19 protein-coding genes and 1 pseudogene are annotated in these 20,489 nt (G+C 69.4%); 12 read left to right on the top strand and 8 right to left on the bottom strand.

Translation table 11 applies throughout. The features are described from left to right. Positions 1-25 precede the first annotated feature (25 nt). The 3 genes from ON33_RS24990 to ON33_RS24980 are packed head-to-tail and all read right to left on the bottom strand — an operon-like array spanning position 26 to position 3,923. Entirely contained in the window at positions 26-403 is a 378-nt protein-coding gene (locus ON33_RS24990) for a DUF742 domain-containing protein (RefSeq protein WP_040861496.1), read from the bottom strand. 11 nt (positions 404-414) lie between these two features. Beyond that, positions 415-822, bottom strand: coding sequence for a roadblock/LC7 domain-containing protein (locus tag ON33_RS24985; RefSeq protein WP_051152756.1), 408 nt, complete (start codon positions 820-822; stop codon positions 415-417). Continuing rightward, positions 819-3,923, bottom strand: a complete 3,105-nt coding sequence (locus ON33_RS24980) for a sensor histidine kinase (RefSeq protein WP_040861495.1) — start codon at positions 3,921-3,923, stop codon at positions 819-821. Before ON33_RS24980 ends, ON33_RS24985 begins: the two co-directional genes overlap by 4 nt. Positions 3,924-4,254: 331 nt before the next feature. Between ON33_RS24980 and ON33_RS24975 the strand changes: the two genes are divergently transcribed. The 8 genes and pseudogenes from ON33_RS24975 to ON33_RS24940 all read left to right on the top strand — a co-directional run bounded on the left by ON33_RS24975 (position 4,255) and on the right by ON33_RS24940 (position 11,863). Beyond that, complete coding sequence (locus tag ON33_RS24975) at positions 4,255-4,944, top strand: response regulator transcription factor (RefSeq protein WP_040861539.1); 690 nt, start codon at positions 4,255-4,257, stop codon at positions 4,942-4,944. Positions 4,945-5,033: 89 nt separating this feature from the next. Then, positions 5,034-6,419: a sensor histidine kinase gene (locus ON33_RS24970; RefSeq protein WP_083869280.1), complete on the top strand. Its 1,386-nt coding sequence runs from the start codon at positions 5,034-5,036 to the stop codon at positions 6,417-6,419. A 722-nt stretch (positions 6,420-7,141) separates the two neighbouring features. Continuing rightward, on the top strand, positions 7,142-8,401 hold the full coding sequence (locus tag ON33_RS24965; RefSeq protein WP_444543766.1) for a S1C family serine protease: 1,260 nt from the start codon (positions 7,142-7,144) through the stop codon (positions 8,399-8,401). Positions 8,402-8,466: 65 nt separating this feature from the next. After that, positions 8,467-8,961 carry a MogA/MoaB family molybdenum cofactor biosynthesis protein gene (locus ON33_RS24960; protein WP_218001508.1) on the top strand — a complete coding sequence of 165 codons (495 nt, stop codon included), beginning with the start codon at positions 8,467-8,469 and terminating at the stop codon, positions 8,959-8,961. Continuing rightward, complete coding sequence (locus ON33_RS24955) at positions 8,958-9,209, top strand: hypothetical protein (protein WP_040861493.1); 252 nt, start codon at positions 8,958-8,960, stop codon at positions 9,207-9,209. Before ON33_RS24960 ends, ON33_RS24955 begins: the two co-directional genes overlap by 4 nt. Positions 9,210-9,540: 331 nt before the next feature. Continuing rightward, a pseudogene (locus ON33_RS24950) lies at positions 9,541-9,937 on the top strand (MspA family porin); the annotation flags it as partial. Between the two features lie 501 nt (positions 9,938-10,438). Next, positions 10,439-11,119 (top strand): MspA family porin, encoded by a 681-nt coding sequence (locus ON33_RS24945; RefSeq protein ID WP_040861492.1) that lies wholly within the window; start codon positions 10,439-10,441, stop codon positions 11,117-11,119. Between the two features lie 63 nt (positions 11,120-11,182). Beyond that, entirely contained in the window at positions 11,183-11,863 is a 681-nt protein-coding gene (locus ON33_RS24940) for an MspA family porin (protein WP_040861491.1), read from the top strand. A 90-nt stretch (positions 11,864-11,953) separates the two neighbouring features. Here ON33_RS24940 and mscL read toward each other — a convergent pair whose 3' ends face one another. From mscL to ON33_RS24915, 5 genes are all read right to left on the bottom strand, one after another. Next, positions 11,954-12,352 (bottom strand): large conductance mechanosensitive channel protein MscL, encoded by a 399-nt coding sequence (gene mscL / locus ON33_RS24935; protein WP_040861490.1) that lies wholly within the window; start codon positions 12,350-12,352, stop codon positions 11,954-11,956. 79 nt (positions 12,353-12,431) lie between these two features. After that, entirely contained in the window at positions 12,432-13,079 is a 648-nt protein-coding gene (locus ON33_RS24930; RefSeq protein WP_051152754.1) for an SAF domain-containing protein, read from the bottom strand. A gap of 86 nt (positions 13,080-13,165) precedes the next feature. Continuing rightward, positions 13,166-13,468, bottom strand: a complete 303-nt coding sequence (locus ON33_RS39970) for an FmdB family zinc ribbon protein (protein ID WP_083869274.1) — start codon at positions 13,466-13,468, stop codon at positions 13,166-13,168. Between the two features lie 70 nt (positions 13,469-13,538). Next, the gene (locus ON33_RS24920) at positions 13,539-14,123 is read right to left on the bottom strand and encodes a 5-formyltetrahydrofolate cyclo-ligase (protein WP_040861488.1); all 585 of its coding nucleotides are present in this window, start codon (positions 14,121-14,123) and stop codon (positions 13,539-13,541) included. A gap of 23 nt (positions 14,124-14,146) precedes the next feature. Further along, the gene (locus ON33_RS24915; protein WP_083869273.1) at positions 14,147-15,802 is read right to left on the bottom strand and encodes a purple acid phosphatase family protein; all 1,656 of its coding nucleotides are present in this window, start codon (positions 15,800-15,802) and stop codon (positions 14,147-14,149) included. 200 nt (positions 15,803-16,002) lie between these two features. Between ON33_RS24915 and ON33_RS24910 the strand changes: the two genes are divergently transcribed. From ON33_RS24910 to sepX, 4 genes are all read left to right on the top strand, one after another. Continuing rightward, entirely contained in the window at positions 16,003-16,965 is a 963-nt protein-coding gene (locus tag ON33_RS24910) for a UTP--glucose-1-phosphate uridylyltransferase (protein ID WP_040861487.1), read from the top strand. Positions 16,966-17,029: 64 nt separating this feature from the next. After that, the gene (glp, locus tag ON33_RS24905) at positions 17,030-18,289 is read left to right on the top strand and encodes a molybdotransferase-like divisome protein Glp (RefSeq protein ID WP_040861486.1); all 1,260 of its coding nucleotides are present in this window, start codon (positions 17,030-17,032) and stop codon (positions 18,287-18,289) included. Between the two features lie 9 nt (positions 18,290-18,298). Further along, complete coding sequence (locus tag ON33_RS24900) at positions 18,299-18,949, top strand: GNAT family N-acetyltransferase (RefSeq protein ID WP_040861534.1); 651 nt, start codon at positions 18,299-18,301, stop codon at positions 18,947-18,949. A gap of 272 nt (positions 18,950-19,221) precedes the next feature. Then, on the top strand, positions 19,222-20,331 hold the full coding sequence (gene sepX / locus ON33_RS24895; RefSeq protein WP_040861485.1) for a divisome protein SepX/GlpR: 1,110 nt from the start codon (positions 19,222-19,224) through the stop codon (positions 20,329-20,331). Positions 20,332-20,489: the final 158 nt, after the last annotated feature.

Here is a 20,489-nt window from a genome sequence, read left to right as displayed (position 1 = left end):
CGGGCCACCGGGGTAGCCTCCGCCGTCATAGGGCGCGGAGTCCATGCAGTGTCCTCTCCATCAGGGAACGGCGCTCGTCGAAGGTCGCCTGATCGCTCAAAGTCGAATGCACGCGCAGGGTTCCGGCGACGACGAGATCGCCGATGACGACCCGCACCATGCCCAGCGGCCGGCCCAGGTGCGCCGCGATCTCGGCGACCGAGAGCCGCGCGGTACCGAGTCGCAGGATCTCGGTCCGCACGTCACCGGCCGGCCAGTCGAAATGGGCGGTGTAGGACAGGGTTTCGACGACCGCTTCGAGCGGTAGATCGACCGCCGGCTCGGTGCGGCCGGAGGTCAGCGCGTAGGGACGAACTCGTGTGGTCGGTGGCCGGTTACCGCTGCCACCAAGGGGATTGGTCATGGGCGGCTCATCTAGGCAGTGCGGGCGGTGGCCGAGACCACGGACCCGACCCGGTCGACGAGGAGGGCCATCTCATAGCCGATGCGGCCGATGTCGTGCTGCTTGTTGGCCAGCACCGCCAGGTGCGAGCCATTGCCGACACTCATGACCAGCAGGTAGCCGCGCTGCATCTCGACGATGGACTGCATCACCTTGCCGCCCTCGAAAAGCTGTGCGGCACCGGCGGACAGACTGGCCAGACCGGCGGTGACCGCGGCCAGCTGCTCGCCGCGATCGGCCGGCAGATGCGGGCTGGTGGCCTGCAGCAGACCGTCCGCGGAGACCAGGACGGCGTGCGAGACGCCCGGCACCTCCCGGGTGAAGCGGGTGACCAGCCAGTTCAGATTCTCATCGGTGGTGGTGCTCTGGGTGTCGGTCATGCATACCCTCCGTCTTTGTACTGGGAGTCGGCCCGCCCGGAGCGGACGCCGCTGAGATGCCGGCTCAGGCTGTCGCGGATCTCGTCCGGATTGCGGCCGCTACCGTCGTCCTCCTGGGCGACGGCACCGGGCACCAGCTGGGCGCCGGGCCGCCGAATCGGCAGGCCGCCCTCGGTGCGACTGGTGGTGGTCGGATTGGCCGCCTCTTCGGCCGCGGCCCAGCCGCTGTCCGAACTCGACGACCAGGCAGCGCCGGTCGGGTTCCCGTCGGCCGGCTCCACCAGCCACTCGGAGACCATGCGCTGATAGATCGGGGTCGGTGCCTCGCCGACCGGACGCAGGCCGGGCGGGGGAGCGACCGGGCGCGCGGCGGCGGGTGCGGCCTCGCCGACGCGAACCCCGGTGTCGGCGTTGCCGTTCGGGGTGCTGTCGGTGGTGGCGTTACCGCTGGTGGCGGGGGCCGGGTTCGGGGTCGTGGGCCGATCGTTGTCGCCGAAGGCGCTGTACCCGTTGCCGAAGTAGCTGCCCGTGTCGGGGCCGTTCGGGTTGGCGCCGAATCCGTTCCCGCCGGTGCCGCGGCCGTTGGTGATCGGCGCGGTCGGCTCCGGGCCCCGGGGCGCGGGATCGTGGCCCCACACCACCGGCTCGGCGCCACGCCACTCGTTGTGACGAATGGGCGGCTCGGGCGGACGCACCGGCTCCACGGTCTGCGCGACCGGCGCGACGGGCTCGGGCCGCTCGATGGGCTCGGAAAAGCGGTCCGGCTCCAGGCTGCTCGCCTCGCCCCAGAACTGCGCGGGCGCGGGACCCTGCGGCGCAACCGGTTCCGGCCGCAGCGCGGACACACCGTAGGCGCGCGCGTCATCGGGTTCGGTGAAGGCGTCGGTGAAGCCGTCGGAGAACCGATCCTGAGACTGCGCGGGCTGCCGCCGCTCAGGGAGCGCGGGGACGATCGGCTGCTCACCGGTGTCCAGGCCCGGCTTGCGCTGCGGCAGGCCGGAACTGGTGAAACGTCCGGTGGTGGTGGCCGGGGCGGGCTCGGGCAGGTTCGGCACCGGGGTCAGGCGCGGCGGGGCGAGCGTCGGCTGCGGGCCCGGGATCGGGCTGGGGGGCACCGGAATCGGACCGGACGGAACGGCGATCGGCCCGGTGCCGGACGGCACCGCGATCGGCCCCGAGGCCAGGGCCGACGGGGGCACCGGCAGCGGCGAGACGGGGTACTGCCCGGTGGGATCGCCGACGCGCTCCGGCGCGGGCGAGACCAGGCTGCCCGGCAGGTGCACGCTGGCGGTGATGCCCGGCTGCTGCACCATGGCCGAGGTGCGGCGCAGGCTGACGGTGATGTTGTGCCGCTTGGCCAGCCGGCCGACGACGAAAAGACCCATGCGGCGGGCCGTCTCGACATTGACCTCGCCACCGGAGGCCAGGCGGTCGTTGATGCCCTGCAGGTCCTCGGCGTTCATGCCGAGGCCGCGGTCGGTGATCTCGATCAGGTAGCCGCCGTCCACGGCGCGCGCCACCGACACCGCGACCGGGGTGGAGGGCGGGGAGTAGCGCAGCGCGTTGTCGATCAGCTCGGCCAGCAGGTGCTCGATGTCGACGGCCGGCTCACCGGCGACGATGCCGTCGGGCACGGTGCCGATCTCGACGCGCTGGTAGTCCTCCACCTGCGAGACCGAGGACCACAGCATGTCCGACAGCGGCACCGGCGCGAGATGGCCACGGCGCAGCGCGGTTCCGGCCAGCACCAGCAGGTTGTCGCCGTTGCGGCGCATGCGGGTGGCGAGGTGGTCGAGGCGGAACAGCGACTGCAGGCGCTCGGAGTCGTCCTCGTCGCGCTCCAGTTCCTCGATCAGCGACAGCTGCTGCTCCACGAGGGATTGGCTGCGGCGCGAGAGGGTTTCGAACATGTTGCCGATCTGCAGGCGCAGTCGCGCCTGTTCGGCGGCCAGGTGGAGGGCCTGGGAGTGGATGTCGTCGACGGCTCGGGCCAGCTGCCCGATCTCCTCGGTGGTGTGCACGTCGACCGGCGAGATCTCCGGGGTCGCGCCACCGGCGCGCACCACCTCGAGCTCCTGCGGCAGGTCGATGTGGGCCACCTGCAACGCGTCTCGCCGCAGGCGGCGGACCGGCACTACCAGCGAGCGGGCCACCACCAGCGCCAGCGCGAGACCGGCCAGCAGCATGCCGATCACGATGGAGGTGTCACGAAGCACGTTGTTGCGCGCCTCGGTGGTGAGCTGCGACAGCTTGCCGTCCATCGAGTTCGCGACGGTGTTGAGTTCCTTCTCGTACGCCTCGGCGCTGCCGTGCAACGAGTCCTGCATGGCCGGCAGGCTGCCCGGATCGGCGACGTTCTGCATCAGGATGCCGACACGGGCGCCGGCGTTGTCCTTCAGCGTGTTCGCGTTCTGCGCCGAGTCCGGCGCCATGCCGCGATACACCTCGATCATGGTGATCTCGGCGCCGATGGCGGTGAGCAGCTTGGTCCGCAGCGCCGGGTTGGCGCCCACCCCGGGCGCGGCGAGCATGATCCGCTCCTGGGTGAGCAGGCGGGCAGCGGTCTGGGCCGCGCCGAACTGCAGGAAGGACTGCTGTACCCGGAGGTCGCCGACGGTGGGCGCGCCCGCGAGCGCGTTCTGCGCCTTGGTCTGCACCTCGTCGACCTGGTCGCCGATGGTCTGCGGGGAGCTGGTGCGCAGGCTGTTGCGCATGGTCTTGGCGACCGCGATGGAGGCGCCGAGTTCCTTGGTGACACCCGGATCGGCGTTGGAGGACTTGAGGACTGTTTCGAGTTCGGCCTCGGCCTGGTCGAACTTGGCGGTGGCGGCGTCGAGATCGGGGTCGACGTCCTGGTTGCCGCCGGTGATCGCGGCGACGGCGAGTTCGTTGCTGGTGATGAGGAATTTGACGGTGGGGCGGAGCACGTCCATCTGCTCCGTCGCCGCGCTCAGTTTCGAAATGGTCTGCAATTCGCTGTTGATGCGCAGTACCGCGAACGTCGCGGCGAGGAGCACCGGGAGCACCAGCACGATCCCGACCTTGCGGGTAACGGGCCAGTTGGACAGGCTGAATTGCCAGGACCGGGGTGCTGCTTCCATCCCGCTTCCGTCGCCTCCGCTTTCACGATTGACCCTCGGGTACGTATGCGGTTGTACGGCTTTGGGGTCGAACCCGCGCGGAACCAACTAAGGGTCTTCTTTTACGGCCTGCAACATACCGCGTGAGCTGACTAACGGCAATTCGGGCGACTTGGAGGTTTAGTTTCCGAATGCGCGCTTCCCGCAACAGGTTTCGCGTGAATTTGGGTGACACCGCAACCACTTGGCATCGGGCTCCCGTGAAATGCGCAGGTCATCTGCGCGAGTCGCCCGGCGTGTCGAAGGGGGCCTTCTCAGTCGCCTCTCAGTCGCTGTGGGCAGACTGGTGGTCATGCGCATTCTGGTAGTCGACGACGATCGCGCGGTCCGGGAATCGCTGCGTCGCTCGCTGACCTTCAACGGGTACACCGTCGACCTCGCGGTCGACGGTCTGGACGCCCTGGAGAAGACCGCCAGTCAGCGACCCGACGCCCTGGTCCTGGACGTCATGATGCCCCGGCTCGACGGGCTCGAGGTGTGCCGCCGGCTCCGCAGTACCGGCGACGATCTGCCGATTCTGGTACTCACCGCACGGGATTCGGTCTCCGAACGCGTCGCCGGGCTGGACGCCGGCGCCGACGACTACCTACCCAAGCCCTTCGCGCTGGAGGAACTGCTGGCCCGGCTGCGCGCGCTGCTGCGCCGCACCGCCGGCGATGCGGTCGATCCGTCCTCGGAGGCCATGGCCTTCGCCGACCTGTCGCTGGATCCGGTCACCCGCGAGGTAACCCGCGGCGAACGCCAGATCAGCCTGACCCGTACCGAGTTCTCGCTGCTGGAAATGCTGATGGCCAACCCCCGCCGGGTGCTCACCCGCAGCCGCATTCTCGAGGAGGTATGGGGTTACGACTTCCCCACCTCGGGCAATGCGCTCGAGGTGTACATCGGCTACCTGCGCCGCAAGACCGAGGCCGACGGTGAACCGCGTCTCATCCATACCGTGCGCGGCGTCGGCTATGTGCTGCGCGAGACCCCGCCGTAGGAGCCGTGCTCGTGGGAAGAACCGTTCCCCGGCGGCCGGTGGTCGCCGGACTCGGGTCTCGTCCGGAGTCGGCCGAACTGCGGCCGCCGATGCCGCTGACCCGGTCCGTCTCGCTGCGCTGGCGGGTCACGCTGCTGGCCGCCTCCGTGGTGGCCGTGGCCGTCGCGTTCACCTCCATCGCCGCCTACGCCATGGTGGCGCGCTCGCTGTACGCGGACGTGGATTCGCAACTGCGGGCGCGGGCTTCGGTGATGATCGACAACAACCTCGACAGCCTCGGCTTCCAGTCGCTGGTGTTCGCCGGGCTGTACTCGAGCGACGTCGGCGTGGCCCTGGTCTTCCCCGATCAGTCGCAGTATGTGCCGCCGCAGACCACGATCCCGCCGATCGGCAATCAGGAGCGTTCGGTGGCCCGCGGCGAGATCAGCTTCTCGCTGCGCACCGTCGACGATCAGCGAGTCCTGGCGCGGCGCACCCACTCCGGATCCACCCTGGTCGTCTCGCAGCGGCTGCAGCCCACCAAGGAGGTGCTGGATCGGCTGGCCTGGCTGCTGTTCGTGGTCGGCGGCTGCGGGGTCATCGTGGCCGCCGCGGCAGGAACCACCGTGGGCCGCACCGGCTTGCGGCCCATCGCCCGGCTGACCGCCGCCACCGAGCGCATCGCCCGCACCGACGACCTGACCCCCATCCCGGTCACCGGCGACGACGAACTCGCCCGGCTCACCGAGAGTTTCAACACCATGCTGCGCGCCCTGGGCGAATCCCGGGAACGGCAGCGCCGGCTGGTGGCCGACGCCGGCCATGAGCTGAAGACGCCACTGACCTCTTTGCGCACCAATATGGAACTGCTCATCGCCTCCTCCCGGCCGGGCGCGCCCCGCATCCCCGATGAGGACATGGCCGAGCTGCGCTCCGACGTGATGGCCCAGATCGAGGAGTTGTCCACGCTGGTGGGCGATCTGGTCGACCTGGCCCGGGAGGACGCGCCCGAAACCGTCTACGAGCAGATCGACCTCGGCGACGTGGCCGAGCGGGCCCTGGAACGCGTCCGGCGGCGGCGTACCGGAATCGAATTCGAGGCCCGGCTGCGCCCCTGGTTCATCTACGGCGACGAACCGGGCCTGGAACGCGCCCTGCTCAATGTGCTCGACAACGCCGCCAAATGGAGCCCCGAGGGCGCGAAGGTCTTCGTCGCCATGCGCGAGAGCGGGCGCGGCCTGCTCGAGTTCGCCGTCGACGACGCCGGGCCCGGCATCCCGCCCGCCGAACGTGAGCTGGTCTTCGAGCGCTTCTACCGCACCACCGCCTCGCGCTCCATGCCCGGCTCCGGCCTCGGGCTGGCCATCGTCAAACAGGTGGTGACCAAACATGGCGGCACCATCAACATCGATACTTCCGACCGTGGGGGCGCTTTGATCCGTATCGTGCTGCCTGGAGAAAGCGCGCCGCCGCAGCCCGACTCGGTACCGGACTGAGACTGCACCCGGGAAAGCTCGGCGAAAAGCAAGCACGGTCTCAGTCCACTCTCAGTCGTTCCCGCCAGGCTTGGCGACGAGACTCGAGGAGAAAACGAGAAATGACCGAGGATTCGACAGTGTCCCCTGGAAGCGGGCGGGGCCCCGAGCCCGAAGGCGCATCCGAGCCCACCGCCTCCGGCGCCGATACCACCGCGTCCGGCCTGCCCAAGCGCGACCCGGCCGGCTCCGCCACTCCCGAGGCCGGATCCCAGCCCTTCGACGGCTTCGCCGCCTCGGGGGCTCCGCAGCCGCACCCGGGCGCGAACCCCGCTCCGGGCGGAATGACGCCACCGGCGCAGCCGGGCCATCCCGCTCCCGCCGCACCGGCCGCTCCCGCCGCACCGGCCGCTCCCGCGGGATCGGTGCCCCCCGAATCGGCGGCTCCCGCCGGATTCGGTGCGGCGCAGTCCTTCTCCGCCGGTGCGCCGCACGCCCAGGGTGGCGCGCCGCAGTTCGGCGCGGTCCCGCCGCAGCCGTCCGCGGGCGCCGCCCCGGCCTTCGGCGGACCGGGTTACGGCGTTGCGGGACAACCGGGTTCGGGTGCGGTCGATCCGGCCACCCAGATCCTGCCCGGAGCGGCTTACGGTGCGCCGCAGGGGACTCCGGCCTACGGCGCGGCTTTCGGCGGGGCACAGCCGTATTCGGAGCAGTACGGGGCCGGGAAGCATACGACCGAGGAGATTCCGGCCGGGCCCTATGGGCAGTCGTACGCGGCGTCGGGGGCCGGGTACGTCACCGGACAGCATCCGGCACAGGTGATTCCAGGAGCGCCGGGTGGTCCGGGCATGCCGGGTGGTCCGGGGATGCCGTACGCGGGCGCGCCTGCGCCGAAGCGGTCCGGGCGCACCGGGCTGGTCGCGGGCGCGGTGGTGCTGGCGCTGCTCAGCGGCGGCGTCGGCGGTGCGGTCGGCGGGCTGGCCACCCACCACAACGACACCCGCTCCACGGTCACCAACGCGCTCGATCAGCCGGTGGGCAATGGCAAGATCGCGCCCGCCCCGGAGGGGTCGGTGCAGGCGGTCGCGCAGAAGGTGCTGCCCAGCGTGGTCATGATCCGGGTCGCGGGCGCGCGGGCCGAGGGCGAGGGGTCGGGCGTGATCCTGTCCTCGGATGGCCTGATCCTCACCAACAATCACGTGGTCAGCGGCGCGGGCCAGAACGCCAAGATGGATGTGGCCTTCAGCGACGGCACGACCGCCCCGGCCACCGTGGTGGGCGCGGATCCGGTGTCGGACATCGCGGTCATCCGGGTCACCGGCAAGACCGGACTGCAGCCGATCGATCTCGGCCAGTCGGGGAACCTGCAGGTCGGTCAGGGCGTGGTGGCGATCGGTTCGCCGCTGGGCCTGGCGGGCACGGTGACCAGCGGCATCGTCTCCTCGCTGAACCGTCCGGTCTCCACCAGCGGTGAGCCGGGCTCACAGGGCACCGTCATCGACGCCATCCAGACCGACGCGGCCATCAACCCGGGCAACTCCGGCGGCGCGCTGGTCGATATGAACGGCAAGCTGGTCGGCATCAATACCGCCATCGCCACCATGGGCACGGCCGAGTCGGCGGGCGCGCAGAGCGGGTCGATCGGCCTGGGCTTCGCGATTCCGGTGGACACCGCGCGCCGGGTGGCCGACGAACTGATCAAGAACGGCAAGGCCACCTATGCCCAGATCGGCGTGACCGTGCGGGCACAGGACGATGTCAACGGCGCGCGCGTGATGGACGTGTCGCCCGACAGCCCGGCCGCCAAGGCCGGCATCCCGAAGAACGCGATCATCACCAAGATCGACGACCAGATCGTGGATTCGGGCAATTCGCTGATCGCCGGTGTGCGCTCGCACCGGCCCGGCGACAAGGTCAAGGTGACCTACACCGACGACCAGGGCAAGAACCCCAAGACCGTCGAGGTGACCCTCGGCGAGGCAGCTGCGGAGGGCGGCCGATGATGATTCGCGAAGGCAGGCGCGGGGGCTGGGAGCTGTTGTCGGACAAGGACGCTACGGTGAGCACCATGGAAATCGATGCCGCTGTGGCTGGTCGTGCTCTTGTCGTGGTCGTCGACGATCGAACCGCTCATGGCGGGGTGGACTCACTGGGTCCGCTGGTCACCGAACTACTCACCGAGGCCGGGTTCCTGGTGGACGCCTCGGTGTCGGTGCAGGCCGACGAGGTGGAGATCCGCAATGCGCTCAATACCGCAGTGATCGGCGGTGTCGACCTGGTCATCTCGGTCGGCGGCACCGGCATGTCGCCGCGTGACGTGACTCCGGAGGCCACCGAGGAGGTGCTGGACCGGGTGTTGCCCGGCATCAGCGAGGCGCTGCGTTCGTCCGGGCTGGCCTCGGGATCGCTGGAAGCGGGCCTGTCCCGCGGTCTGGCCGGGGTCTCGGGCAGCACGCTGGTGGTGAACCTGCCGGGTTCGCGCGCCGCGATCCGCGACGGCATGGCCACCCTGGGCCCGCTGGCCAGCCGCGTCATCGATGAATTGTCCGGCCTGTCGGAATGACCGACGCCGGGAAACCTTCCGAGTCGTCCGATACCTCCGGGTCATCGCCCGAGGCCTCGGACTCACCCCGTCCGGCCGAGCGCCGGGCGGGGTCTCGTCGTCTCACCCCCGCCGAGCGCGCCCGGCTGGCCCGCATCTTCGGTGACGAGCTGCCGTCCACGACCAGGGACGAGCGTACTCCCGAACCCGAGTCCGGCCGGTCGTCCGAGGAGTGGCTGCGCTCCCAGGTTCCGCCGCATCACGGCTGAGCCGGTGCGTCTCCCTATCACGGTTGAGTCACGGTCGCGACCTATTCATATCCGGCTATACACCGTCGACTTCACATGCCCAATTCATGCCGTCACGAGGTCATTCGCTGGCTAATTGCCATAGCGCTGTTATGTGTTCCGGCATGGGTTTCATTGGAGATTTGCCATTTGATAGCTGTTGTGTCTAAAGTCTCCTTCTGGTCTTCAAAGCTACGGCTCTGGCTGGTTTGAGTAGCGTGCTAGTGCGTTGCCTTTGCTGGAATCCGCTGTCGTAATGGCCTCTTCAGTCGCGGTGGTCGGGGTTGTCCGCAAGAAAACTGATGAGGGAACCATGGGCGAGAACCGGACCGCCGGTTTGCGTCACGCTGCCCGTGTCGCGGGTATTGCCTCCACGGCCTCCGGCGTTCGGCCTGCTGTCTACCGGCGCCGCCAACGCCGACACCTTCGTGCCGTTGCCGGACGGTCAAAAGGTCGGACCCGGCGTCACCGTCACCCGGGTCGGCGAGCACGCCACCATCTCACCGTCGCTGTCGGCGAACGGCGCGGGCCGAACCGCCCGGTTCTCGGGAAAGGCCATCGCCGACGTGACCGCCACCCCCGACGGCACCGTCGGCCCGAACAACGGCCCCGAGAACGGTCCGGGCTCCAACAACTCCTCGACCCACGGCGCCTCGCAGATCAATACCGGCTACCTCATCGGCTGCCAGGTGAACATCGCCGACAACGCCGCTCCATCACCGAGACCATGGACGACGGCGCGGTCGTGACCATCTCCATGGGACCGGGGAGTCCGTCAACATCAACCCGTCCCTGGGCGCCACCCCGCTGCACCGCAATGCCTGGGTGCTCGTTCGTCGCGGTCCAGATCGAGACCGACAACGTCATCACCGCCTACACGCTGTGGGGTCAGCCCTTCGGTCTCGGCTGATCAGTTTCCGCTCAGCGGATTCCCAAGGGGCCCGGTGCGATTAGCATCGGGCCCCTTTTGCTATCCGCGACTTTCTGGATATACCTGCGGGTTTGTGGTTGGCCCCTGGTCGATCCTGTTCGCTCACGTCTCAGAGGCCACTCCTGTGATGTAAAGTGCCCTGCGTCGCTACGCCAAAAGAATTTGTGGCCAGTAACACAGCGGCAACAATGTAGCGACAAACTCAACCGGGGATTCGGAAGGGTCCCAATTCAATCTCGGTGGTCGAGGTTGAACTGCTTGAAACCTGATGAGGGGAAGTATGAGCGAGAACCGCACCCATGGTGTGCGTACCGCGGCCCGCGTTGCGGGCGTCGGCGCGGTCGCAGCCGTGGCCATGGGCCTTTTTTCCACTGGTGCCGCTAACGCCGACACCTTCGTGCCGTTGCCGGACGGCCAGAAGGTGAACCCGGCGGGCACCGTCACCATCACTCGGACAGGCGAACACGCCATCGTGTCGCCGTCACTCGCAGCCAACGGTGCCGGCCGTGTGGTGTGGGTGAGCGGCGCTGCCTCCGCGGTGATCACCGATACGCCGGAAGGCACGGTCGGCCCGAACAACGGCCCGACCAACAGCCCCGGATCGAACAACTCGTCCACGCACGGCACTTCGCAGATCAGCACCGGCTACATCGTCGGCTGCCAGGTGTCCATCGGTGAGGACGCGGTTTCGGCCGGTATCTCCGGCACGCTCTCTCTGACCAACGGATCGATCGGTGGTTCGATCGGCCTCAACCTCGGTCCTGGCCAGGTGGTGTTCGTCCAGATCGACTTCAAGGACGTCCCGAAGGCTGGTACGTACTCGGTCGAATACCGGGACGCCGAGATGCAGATCCAGGGTTGCGCGGGTTACGCCCAGGCGCGTGCGTACACGGTCGTCGAGATCATCGGCGACAACTACTCCAAGACCACTCTCTACGGCCAGCCGTTCAGCATCGGCTAGTGGTCTCCGCCCGCCAACTCCTTTCTCGCGTAAGCGAATTCAACTTTTGAGGGACAACCAGAAATGAACATCCGTAAGACCGCGGCGCGGGTGGCCGGTGTCGGTGCCGTCGCCACCGCAGCCCTTGGCCTGTTCTCCACCGGTGCGGCGAACGCCGACACCTTCGTGCCGCTGCCGGGCGGCGACATCACCCAGACCCTCTCCGACGGCACCGTTGTCACGGTGAAGCTGGTCGGCGAGTCCGCCAACATCAGCCCGTCGATGGGCGCCACCCCCGTGCACCGCAACGCCTGGGTCTCGGCGTCGGCGCAGGTCCACATCGACGGTGACACCACCGCCACCGGCGGCAACATCTACCCGGGTTACGTGGTGGGTTGCCAGGTCACCATCGACGGCGGCAACGTCAGCGGTGGCGCCAGCGGCGGCGCCGACTGGAGCAACGGCCAGAACGCCACGCCGACCGCCAGTGTGAACAGCGGCGCCAACCTGACGCTGGGTCCGGGTCAGGCCAAGTCGTTCTACATCCTCGACCGCGAGATGCCCGACGACTACGGCAAGGAAGCCCACAAGACCAAGAACAAGTTCAATGGCACCGACGGGTCGGTGACCTGGTCCGACGAGACCATCGGCCTGAGCGGCTGCGCCGGTTACGCGCAGGCGCGTGCCTTCGTGAACGTCGAGGTCGAGACCGACAACGTGATCAGCTGGATCACGTTGTGGGGCCAGCCCTTCAGCCTGGGGTGATACCCGCTAGCTGGTAATGGCAACGGGCCCGGCGCTTTTCGCGCCGGGTCCGTTCGCTGTCTCCGCGCCTCGGTCTTGCCGTGTCCCGCTTCAGATCTCGTGCTTGCCGCCGGCGCTCTTCTCGGAGAGCAGGTCGCGGATCTGGGTCAGCAGTTCGGTATCGGTGATCGCTTCCTCCTGCGTGCCCCACAGCTTCTTGGCCCTGGTGTACGGGAGCACCAGGACGAAGTAGAGCAGCGCCGCGATGATCACGAAGTTGATGCCCGCGGTGATGATCGGGCCGACGGCGACATAGGTGGCCGGTTTGTCGGCCACCAGCTGGAAGCCCAGGCCGAGCTGGTTGGTGCTGCCGAACACGGCCAGCAGCGGGGTGATGATGCCGTCGCTGAACGCCGTGACGATGGCGACGAACGCGGTACCCATGACCACGGCCACCGCCAGGTCGATGACATTGCCGCGCATCAGAAAACCTTTGAAACCCTTGAGCATTGCCGAAACTCCTCTACCGGAGGGGTCGAACGCAGAGTTATGGGGGTATACGGCGATGCTAGTTCACCCGTGCGCCGGTTCAGTGGAACACCACGGTGAGCGCCGTGCGCAGGGAGGCCGCGGCGACCGCGGCGGCCCGTCGGGCATCCAGCGCCACCAGCACGATCCGGTCGGTGCGCCCGCGCGAGTTCTCCGTCCCCGACACCAGCACCACGGCCGCGTCGGCGGCCAGCAGCCGGGCGGGCCGCCCGCCCCCACCGGAGTCCTCGCCGGCCACCACGTCCACCCGGTCCCCGGCCCGGAGGATTTCGGCAACGGCATTGTCCGCCAATCGAATCGGGACGATGCGCGCATCGGCGGAGCCCGCCGCCACCGCGGCCAGCCGCGGTCCCACCACCCGTACCTCGGTGACGATCTCACCCGCCGCCAGGGCGCCGGCCAGGGTGGCCCCGCGCAGCCGCGCGGTCTCGCGCACAGTCCCGGCGGGCAGGGTCGCCGTCTCCCGCGCCGCGACCCGCACGTCGGCATCGCCCAGCACCTGCCCGGGTGGCAGGTCCCGCGCGGCGACCAGGACCTGGGTGTGTCCGGCCGCGGGGTCGGCGCGCACGGCCAGGAAGCCCGCCAGAACGAGCAGCGCGACCGCCCCGGCCCGCCGCGGTAAGACCGCGTCCGCCCAGTTCAGGCGGCTACGGAGGTCCTGCAGGAGGGCTCGATACGGTCGCGTCATGCGGGGCAGCGTACGGCCGCCCCGATACCGACATGCCCGGGCCGAACCCGGGCTGTGGACAACGAAAGCCTGTGGAGAAACTCGGATCAGGCAGCGGAGGTGCTGGAGCCGCCGGTCGACGAGGACGGGGCCGACGAGCTCGACGCCGTGGAGCTGGAGCTGCTGTCCGAGGAGGTGGACGAGGACTTGGCCGGCTCCGAGGAGGTCGATCCGTTGCGGCTGTCGGTGCGGTAGAAGCCGCTGCCCTTGAAGACGATGCCGACCGAGTTGAACAGCTTGCGCAGCTTGCCGTTGCACTGGTTGCAGGTGGTCAGTGCGTCATCGGAGAAGGACTGCACGATGTCGAACTTGTTGTCGCACTCGGTGCATGCATACGAGTAAGTAGGCATCGGGAAACCTCCACGCTCTTCGTCGAATTAGCACTCTACAGCTGGCAGTGCCAACGCTGCCAATCGGGTGTCAATTCCCGGCTCGATCTTCGAGCGGTCGCAGGCCGCCGAACGGGGTCAGTGCCCACCCCATTCGATGGTCGTGCGGCTCCTCCGGCAAACGCTCCACGAGTTCGTCGTCGCGCACCACCGCGATCAATCGCGCGCCCGCGTGGCAGGCGCTCAGACTTCGATCGTAATAACCGGCCCCGCGGCCCAATCGGACCCCGCGTCGATCCACCGCCAGGGCCGGAACCAGAATCGCCGCGGCCTTCGCGATCCCGTTCGCGACCGGCGCGCCGTCCGGTTCCCGGAGTCCGAATCGACCGCGCCGCAGCCCCTCCGGCCCGGTGTACTCGGCCCATTCCAGCGGACCGGGCTCCCCGGTGAGCGGCAGCAGCACCCGCGCCCCGGCGGCCCGCAGCGCGTCGAGCATGGCCAGCGAGCCGGGCTCCCCGCCGACGGGCACGTAGGCACACACCCACTCCGCGTCGCCCAGCGCTGCGGCCGCCACGGCCAGGGCCGCCGCCTCCCGTTCCCGGTCGGCGGCGGGCAGGGCCTTGCGCCGCGCGAGGATCTCCGCGCGCCAGGCGGTCTTGTCGCGCTCGTCGGTCACTCTTCCACCCTAGGTCGGGCGGGTCAGCGGTCCGAGCGTGGCCGGGTCAGCGTGAAGGTGTCGACGGCCTTCAGTTCACTGGTCGGCCCGGTGAGGGCGTAGTAGGTGCCGGTGATGGTGGTGTTCCCGCCCGGCTGACCGGGGTCCACGTCGAAAGCGCAGAAGCCGTACGGATGTTCGGCGTCCTTGAACGCCGACCAGGGCGCGTCCTCGACCACGTACACCGGCGCCTTCTTGCCGGTGGCCGGATCCACGTCGCCGACGGCGGTGATGACCCGGCACTTGTCGCCGGGGAAGAACAGCTGATTCGACGGCGAGGAGGTCCCGCCGCCACCGATCACCAGGTGCACGGTGCCCTTGCTGGTGTCGACGATGTCCTTGCGGGTGTCGGCGGGCCTGGGGGTCAGCGTCTCGGATCCGGTCACCCCGCGCACGGGATGCGAACGCTCGTAATGGTGTTCGTGCCCGCACAGCACCAGGTCGACCTGGTATTTGTCGAACAGCGGCAGCCAGTCCTGCCGGATGCCGAGGTCCGCGCCGTTGAATTTGTCGGCCGAGGAGATGGCGACCTGGTGCATGAAGACCACCACCCAGTCGATGCCCTTGTCGGCGCGCGCCTTGGCGAGTTCGCCCTCCAGCCAGCGCTTCTGGGCGCCGCCGGAGTAGCCCTTGACGTAGGAGTTGCCGCCGTCCTGCAGGCAGATGTCGTCATTGGCGACCGCGATCACGCGCACGCCGCCGACGGTGAAGGAATACCAGAGGCCCTTGGCGTGGTCCTCGGCGCCGGCGTCCGGGACGGTGAAATAAGTCTGGAACGCCTGGTATCCGATGGGCCCGTTGCCGAGCTCGTTCTCGTGGTTGCCCGGGGCGGGCATCCAGGGCCGGTAGCGGGCGGAGCGAGAGTTGTTGGCCCACCAGTCGTTCCAGGTGCGGATGCGGTCGGTGGCGATATTCGCGTAGCAGAGGTCGCCGTTGACCAGGTTGAACAGCGGGGCCAGCGATTCCACCGCGGAGGTGACGTCGCCGGCGTACTGGGAGCCGAGGTTGTCGTTGAGGGCCTTGCCGTCGACGATCTTGCCGACGGTGGGGGTGCCCTGGTCGCCGAAGCTGGTGAACCGGAACTTGGCGCGGCCCGCGGGCGCGGTGCGGATGGTGCCGAGTTCGGGTGGGGCGCCGTCGTGCCCGGCGGCGTACACGTAGTCGGTGTCGGGGGACAAGCCGGTGATGCGGGCGTGGTGGGCCTGAATCTCGATGCCGGACTTGGCATCCCGGTAGGTGCGGGTCTCGGCCCGCACGCTCTGGCCGAAGCCGGCGTCGGTGGTGCCGTAGCGCACGGTGGGCTTGGTGACCGATCCGGTGGTGTGCCAGCTGACCACCACCTCGCGGGTGGCGTCGGCCCCGAACTGCAGGTGCAGGCCCGCGACCCGGGGCGCGGCCGCGCGGTCGGGGGTGGTGACCAGTTCCGCGGACCGCGGCCACGCCTCGGCGTTCGAGTCGTTGCCACGCAGTGCGACCGCGCCGCCGGCGCCGACCGCGAGCCCGGCGAGGCCGGCCACCGCGGAGGCTCCGAACAGCCGTCGGCGGCTCAGTCCGCGGGTGGCGTCGGGTGAGTTCGGAGTGGATGCGGCCGGGTTGCCCGGGGCGGAATCGGCGCTGTGGGAATCCTCACGGTCGGTCATAGGTGTCAGCTAACAACCGCTGGGTACGCCGGAGGTCACAGTGCGGCGAACTCGAAATGAAATGAACAGGTCGGTCTCTCGGTAACCCTCCGGTCCGGCGTTCGGTGCGCTCCAGCGGCCCCGGACCCTTAGGCTCTCGGGGATATCGAGGGCGGCCGTGAGCCGTTCTCGGGCATCTGACGGATGGATAGGGTGAATTCATGACAGCGAGTGGCGGCGGAGCCGAGTCGTCGAACGGCGGCGCAGCCGAGTCCTGCTTCCGGACCGCGGTGGTCCCCGCGGCGGGGCTCGGCACGAGGTTCCTGCCCGCGACCAAGACGGTGCCCAAGGAGCTGCTGCCGGTGGTCGACACCCCGGGCATCGAATTGGTCGCCGCCGAGGCCGCGGAGTCCGGCGCCAATCGGCTGGTGATCGTGACCTCGCCCGGAAAAGACGGTGTGGTCGCGCATTTCGTCGAGGATCTGGTGCTGGAGAGCACGCTGGCCGAGCGCGGCAAGTTCCATCTGCTGGAGAAGGTCCGCAAGGCGCCCGCGCTGCTGGACGTGACGTCGGTGGTGCAGGAGGAGCCGCTGGGCCTGGGGCATGCGGTGGCGCAGGCGGAATCGGTGCTCGACGCCGACGAGTCGGCCATCGCGGTGCTGTTGCCCGACGACCTGGTGCTGCCCGGCGGCGTGCTCGAGCTGATGGCGAAGGTGCGCGACACCCACGGCGGCTCGGTGCTGTGCGCCATCGACGTGCCGAAGGAAGAGGTCAGCGCGTACGGCGTTTTCGACGTCGAGGAGCTGCCGGGCGGCCCGAGCGACGTGCTCAAGGTCAACGGCATGGTGGAGAAGCCGGCCATCGAGGACGCGCCGTCCACCTTCACCGCGGCCGGGCGATACCTGTTGGACCGCGCCATCTTCGACGCGTTGCGCCGCATCACGCCCGGTGCGGGCGGCGAGCTGCAGTTGACCGACGCCATCGCGCTGCTGATCGCGGAGGGGCACCCCGTACACGTCGTGGTGCATCGTGGGTCGCGACACGATCTGGGGAACCCGGGCGGTTATCTTCGAGCAGCGGTCGATTTCGCTCTGGAACGCGAGGAATACGGTCCCGCCCTGCGGGAGTGGCTCGAGCAGCGGCTCGGGTCCGGCTGGAACCCCCAGCTGACCTCGTACGAATAGCCGCGACGGGCAGCAGTGAAGAACGGAACGTCGGCGGCGGCGGGCGAGACAACGGAAGGGCGGCATGCGCTCGGTTGAGGACCAGCAGATCAAGGTGACCGCTGCGGCTGTGGCCCCGCGGCCGGTTCGGGTCGCGATCAGCGAGGCGCAGGGACTGCTGTGTGCCGAGGACGTGGTGACCGAGCGTCCCCTGCCGGGCTTCGATCAGGCCGCCATCGACGGATACGCCGTGCGCAGTGTGGATGTGGCCGGCGCGGGCGCGAATATCCGTGACGAGGACGGCAATTCGGTGCACCTGAGCCTGCCGGTGGTGGGTGAGGTGGCCGCGGGCTCGCGGCAGCCGATCCGGTTGCAGCCGCGCCAGACGGTGCGCGTGGACACGGGCGCGCCGCTGCCCACCCTCGCCGACGCCGTGCTGCCGCTGGAGAACACCGACGGTGGCCGGGCCCGGGTGAAGGTCTACGAGTCGGTGCGTTCCGGCGATTACGTGCGCCGCATCGGCGACGATGTGCAGCCCGGCGATCTGGCCGTGCGCGCGGGCACCATCATCGGCCCGGCCCAGGTGGGCCTGCTGGCCGCGGTGGGCAAGGACAAGGTGCTGGTGCATCCGCGGCCGCGGCTGTCGGTGCTGTCGGTCGGCGGCGAGCTGGTCGACATCGACCGCACCCCCGGACCCGGCCAGGTCTACGACGTGAACTCCTACGCGCTGGCCGCCGCCGCGCGCGACGCGGGCGCGGACGTGAACCGGGTCGGCATCGTCAGCGCCGATCCCAAGCGGCTGCGAGATGTGGTGGAGGGCCAGCTGGTTCGCTCCGAGGTGGTCGTGATCGCGGGCGCGGTCGGCGGCTGGGCGTCGGAGCAGGTGCGCGAGGCCCTGGAGGGCCTCGGCGAGCTGGAGATCACCCGGGTCGGCATGCACCCGGGGTCGGTGCAGGGTTTCGGCCTGCTGGGCCGCGACGAGGTGCCGACCTTCCTGCTGCCTTCGAATCCGGTTGGCGCGCTGGTGGTTTTCGAGGTCATGGTGCGTCCGCTCATCCGGATCGCGCTGGGCCGCCGCCACCCCATGCGGCGCATGGTGCGGGCGCGTACCATCCTGCCCATCGCCTCGATCCCGGGCCGCCGCGGCTACCTGCGCGCGCAGCTCATGCGCGACGAGCAGACCAGCGACTACCTGGTGCAGCCGCTGGGCGGCCCGAACGGCGCCTCCTCGCATCTGCTGGCGACCATGGCGGAGGCCAACAGCCTCATTGTGATCGACCCCGACGTCACCGAGGTGCGCACCGGTGACGAGGTGCAGGTCGCGTTTCTTGCGCAGCGAGGGTGAGGCGTGGAGATGAATGTCTTCCGGACCGCCCAGCATCCGGGCTGGCCGGCGCATCTGGGCCCGGTGCGCGTCGCCGCGGGCACGGTCACACTGCGTCCGATCCGTTTGCGGGATGCCTCCGCGTGGAGCCGGATTCGCATCCGGGACAAGGACTATCTGGAGAAGTGGGAGCCCACCGGCCGCGGCCCGTGGGAGGCGCGCAACCACGCGAGCAACTGGCCCGCGCTGTGGTCGGCGCTGAAGGCCGAGGCCCGGCGCGGCGCCATGATCCCGTTGGTCATCGAGGTCGACGGCGTGTTCAGCGGGCAGCTCACGGTGGGCAATATCGTGCGCGGCGCACTGCGTTCGGCGTGGATCGGCTACTGGGTGTCGAGCGAGCTGAGCGGGCAGGGCGTGGCCACCGCGGCGCTGGCGCTGGGACTGGACCACTGCTTCGGTGAGGTGGGCCTGCACCGGGTGGAGGCCACGGTGCGGCCGGAAAACCTTGCCAGCCAGGCGGTTCTGCGCAATGTCGGCTTCCGCGAGGAGGGCCTGCTGCAGCGGTACCTGGATGTCGACGGGGCCTGGCGCGATCATCTGCTGGTCGGCATGACGGTCGAAGAGGTGTCGGGGACGGTGGTGGACAGGCTGATTCGCGCCGGACGCGCCGCCAGAGCCTGATAACTCGCTGTGTATTTCGGCGGCCCGATTGCCGCCGCTGCCTGCGCCTCTCCAGAATTGCCCTGCGAATGGGGGTTTCGGGGGCTGGACCCTGGGAACGGCGGGGAGTTGGCTGTTACTAGTGTTACTTGTGTGGTCGGCGCGCCTGTGGGGAATTACCCCGGTGTGGAATTAACCTACGGACGTCGGTGGTACGTCTGTTTACCCACCGGTAGGCGCTGCGGTGCACGTCGAAGGGACTATGAACTGGGCGGGATGGAGGTGTGACAGCAATGCCGAATTCGATCTTGTGGATCGGTTTGGTGGTGCTCTGGGTCTTCGTCCTGTTTCCGATGCTGGCCAACCGTCATCCTCGTATCCGGCAGCACACCGACGCCGCGCTCTCCACGCGGATCCTGCATCGCGGCGGTGCCGAACAGCGCGCCAGGAAGGGTCCGGCGACCGGACATGACACTGACCCGGACTACGTGCCGGTTCGCAGGAAGCTTCACCCGAGCGAGGATCCGGAGGATCGGATGACCAGATCGGACGACAGCGCCGCTGCATCGGACGAAGCGCCCGTGGCCACCGCCGAAGTACCCGAGCCCGAAGGGGATTCGGCCGACACCGTCGAGATGGCGGACAGCGCCGCCGAATCCGACTCCGAGGCAGCGGAATCCAGGTCCGAGACGGCAGCATCCCGCGCCGAGCCGGCAGAATCCGAGACGGTCTTCGAAACCGCCACGGACGAGGGCGAATCCGAGAACGATGGGGCGGTGGCAGACGACGCCGACCACCAGGCCGAGCGTGCGGAGCGGCGGGAGGCGCCGCAGCGCGCCCGCACCCCCGCGCTGCGCGAGCCCGATCCGCAACCGGAGCCGGAACCCGAATCCGACGACGGGGACGAGGATTTCGTGCCGTCTCGGCGCGGTCGCGGCGGTTTCGATCCCGAGGCCGACGCCGCCGCCCGCGCGGCCCGCTACACCTTCCGCCAGCGCGCCGTGCTGGGCCTGGTGCTGTCCACCCTGATCCTGGCCGCCGCCGGTCTCGCCATCTCGGCGGTGCTGTGGTGGCTGTGCGCCCTGTCCGGCACGGTCCTGGTCGCGTACCTGGGCTATCTACGCAGACAGGTCCGCATCGAAGAGGACATCCGCCGCCGCCGAGCTGCCCGCTTGGCCCGCAAGCGCGCCGAGGACGACGAGGACGCGGCGGAGCCGCACCGTCCCGAGCGCCCGCGCCCGGACCGCGAGCAGACCCGCACCCAGCTGCGCCGGGCGGTCCTGGTCGAATCCGATGACGAGGACCCGCTGTTCGAGCACCTGGACCTGTTCGACGCGGCGGCCGCCCGCGCCACCCGCCAGCGCGCCGCCGGCGCCCGGGAACGCCGCGCGGTGGGCGAGTAGCGCTACGACGGACCGAGAGGGCTCCCCGAGTGATCGGGGAGCCCTCTCGCTGTGTGTGTCGCCCTCTGCGTGAATCGCTGTGTGGGCAAAGGCAACGATCATAGGTTATTGCTATTTCAGTAACGGCCTGTGCCTATCGAATCCTGGATGGCGGTCGA

This window comes from Nocardia niigatensis NBRC 100131 (genome assembly GCF_000308655.1).
Taxonomy (GTDB): Bacteria; Actinomycetota; Actinomycetes; order Mycobacteriales; family Mycobacteriaceae; genus Nocardia; species Nocardia niigatensis.
This window is presented reverse-complemented; position numbering and strand designations above follow the sequence as displayed.

Coding starts and splice junctions, on each gene's coding strand:
- ON33_RS24990 (WP_040861496.1), bottom strand. CDS start 403: ATGACCAATCCCCTTGGTGGCAGCGGTAACCGGCCACCGACCACACGA.
- ON33_RS24985 (WP_051152756.1), bottom strand. CDS start 822: ATGACCGACACCCAGAGCACCACCACCGATGAGAATCTGAACTGGCTG.
- ON33_RS24980 (WP_040861495.1), bottom strand. CDS start 3,923: ATGGAAGCAGCACCCCGGTCCTGGCAATTCAGCCTGTCCAACTGGCCC.
- ON33_RS24975 (WP_040861539.1), top strand. CDS start 4,255: ATGCGCATTCTGGTAGTCGACGACGATCGCGCGGTCCGGGAATCGCTG.
- ON33_RS24970 (WP_083869280.1), top strand. CDS start 5,034: ATGCCGCTGACCCGGTCCGTCTCGCTGCGCTGGCGGGTCACGCTGCTG.
- ON33_RS24960 (WP_218001508.1), top strand. CDS start 8,467: ATGGAAATCGATGCCGCTGTGGCTGGTCGTGCTCTTGTCGTGGTCGTC.
- ON33_RS24955 (WP_040861493.1), top strand. CDS start 8,958: ATGACCGACGCCGGGAAACCTTCCGAGTCGTCCGATACCTCCGGGTCA.
- ON33_RS24945 (WP_040861492.1), top strand. CDS start 10,439: ATGAGCGAGAACCGCACCCATGGTGTGCGTACCGCGGCCCGCGTTGCG.
- ON33_RS24940 (WP_040861491.1), top strand. CDS start 11,183: ATGAACATCCGTAAGACCGCGGCGCGGGTGGCCGGTGTCGGTGCCGTC.
- mscL (WP_040861490.1), bottom strand. CDS start 12,352: ATGCTCAAGGGTTTCAAAGGTTTTCTGATGCGCGGCAATGTCATCGAC.
- ON33_RS24930 (WP_051152754.1), bottom strand. CDS start 13,079: ATGACGCGACCGTATCGAGCCCTCCTGCAGGACCTCCGTAGCCGCCTG.
- ON33_RS39970 (WP_083869274.1), bottom strand. CDS start 13,468: ATGCCTACTTACTCGTATGCATGCACCGAGTGCGACAACAAGTTCGAC.
- ON33_RS24915 (WP_083869273.1), bottom strand. CDS start 15,802: ATGACCGACCGTGAGGATTCCCACAGCGCCGATTCCGCCCCGGGCAAC.
- ON33_RS24910 (WP_040861487.1), top strand. CDS start 16,003: ATGACAGCGAGTGGCGGCGGAGCCGAGTCGTCGAACGGCGGCGCAGCC.
- glp (WP_040861486.1), top strand. CDS start 17,030: ATGCGCTCGGTTGAGGACCAGCAGATCAAGGTGACCGCTGCGGCTGTG.
- ON33_RS24900 (WP_040861534.1), top strand. CDS start 18,299: ATGAATGTCTTCCGGACCGCCCAGCATCCGGGCTGGCCGGCGCATCTG.
- sepX (WP_040861485.1), top strand. CDS start 19,222: ATGCCGAATTCGATCTTGTGGATCGGTTTGGTGGTGCTCTGGGTCTTC.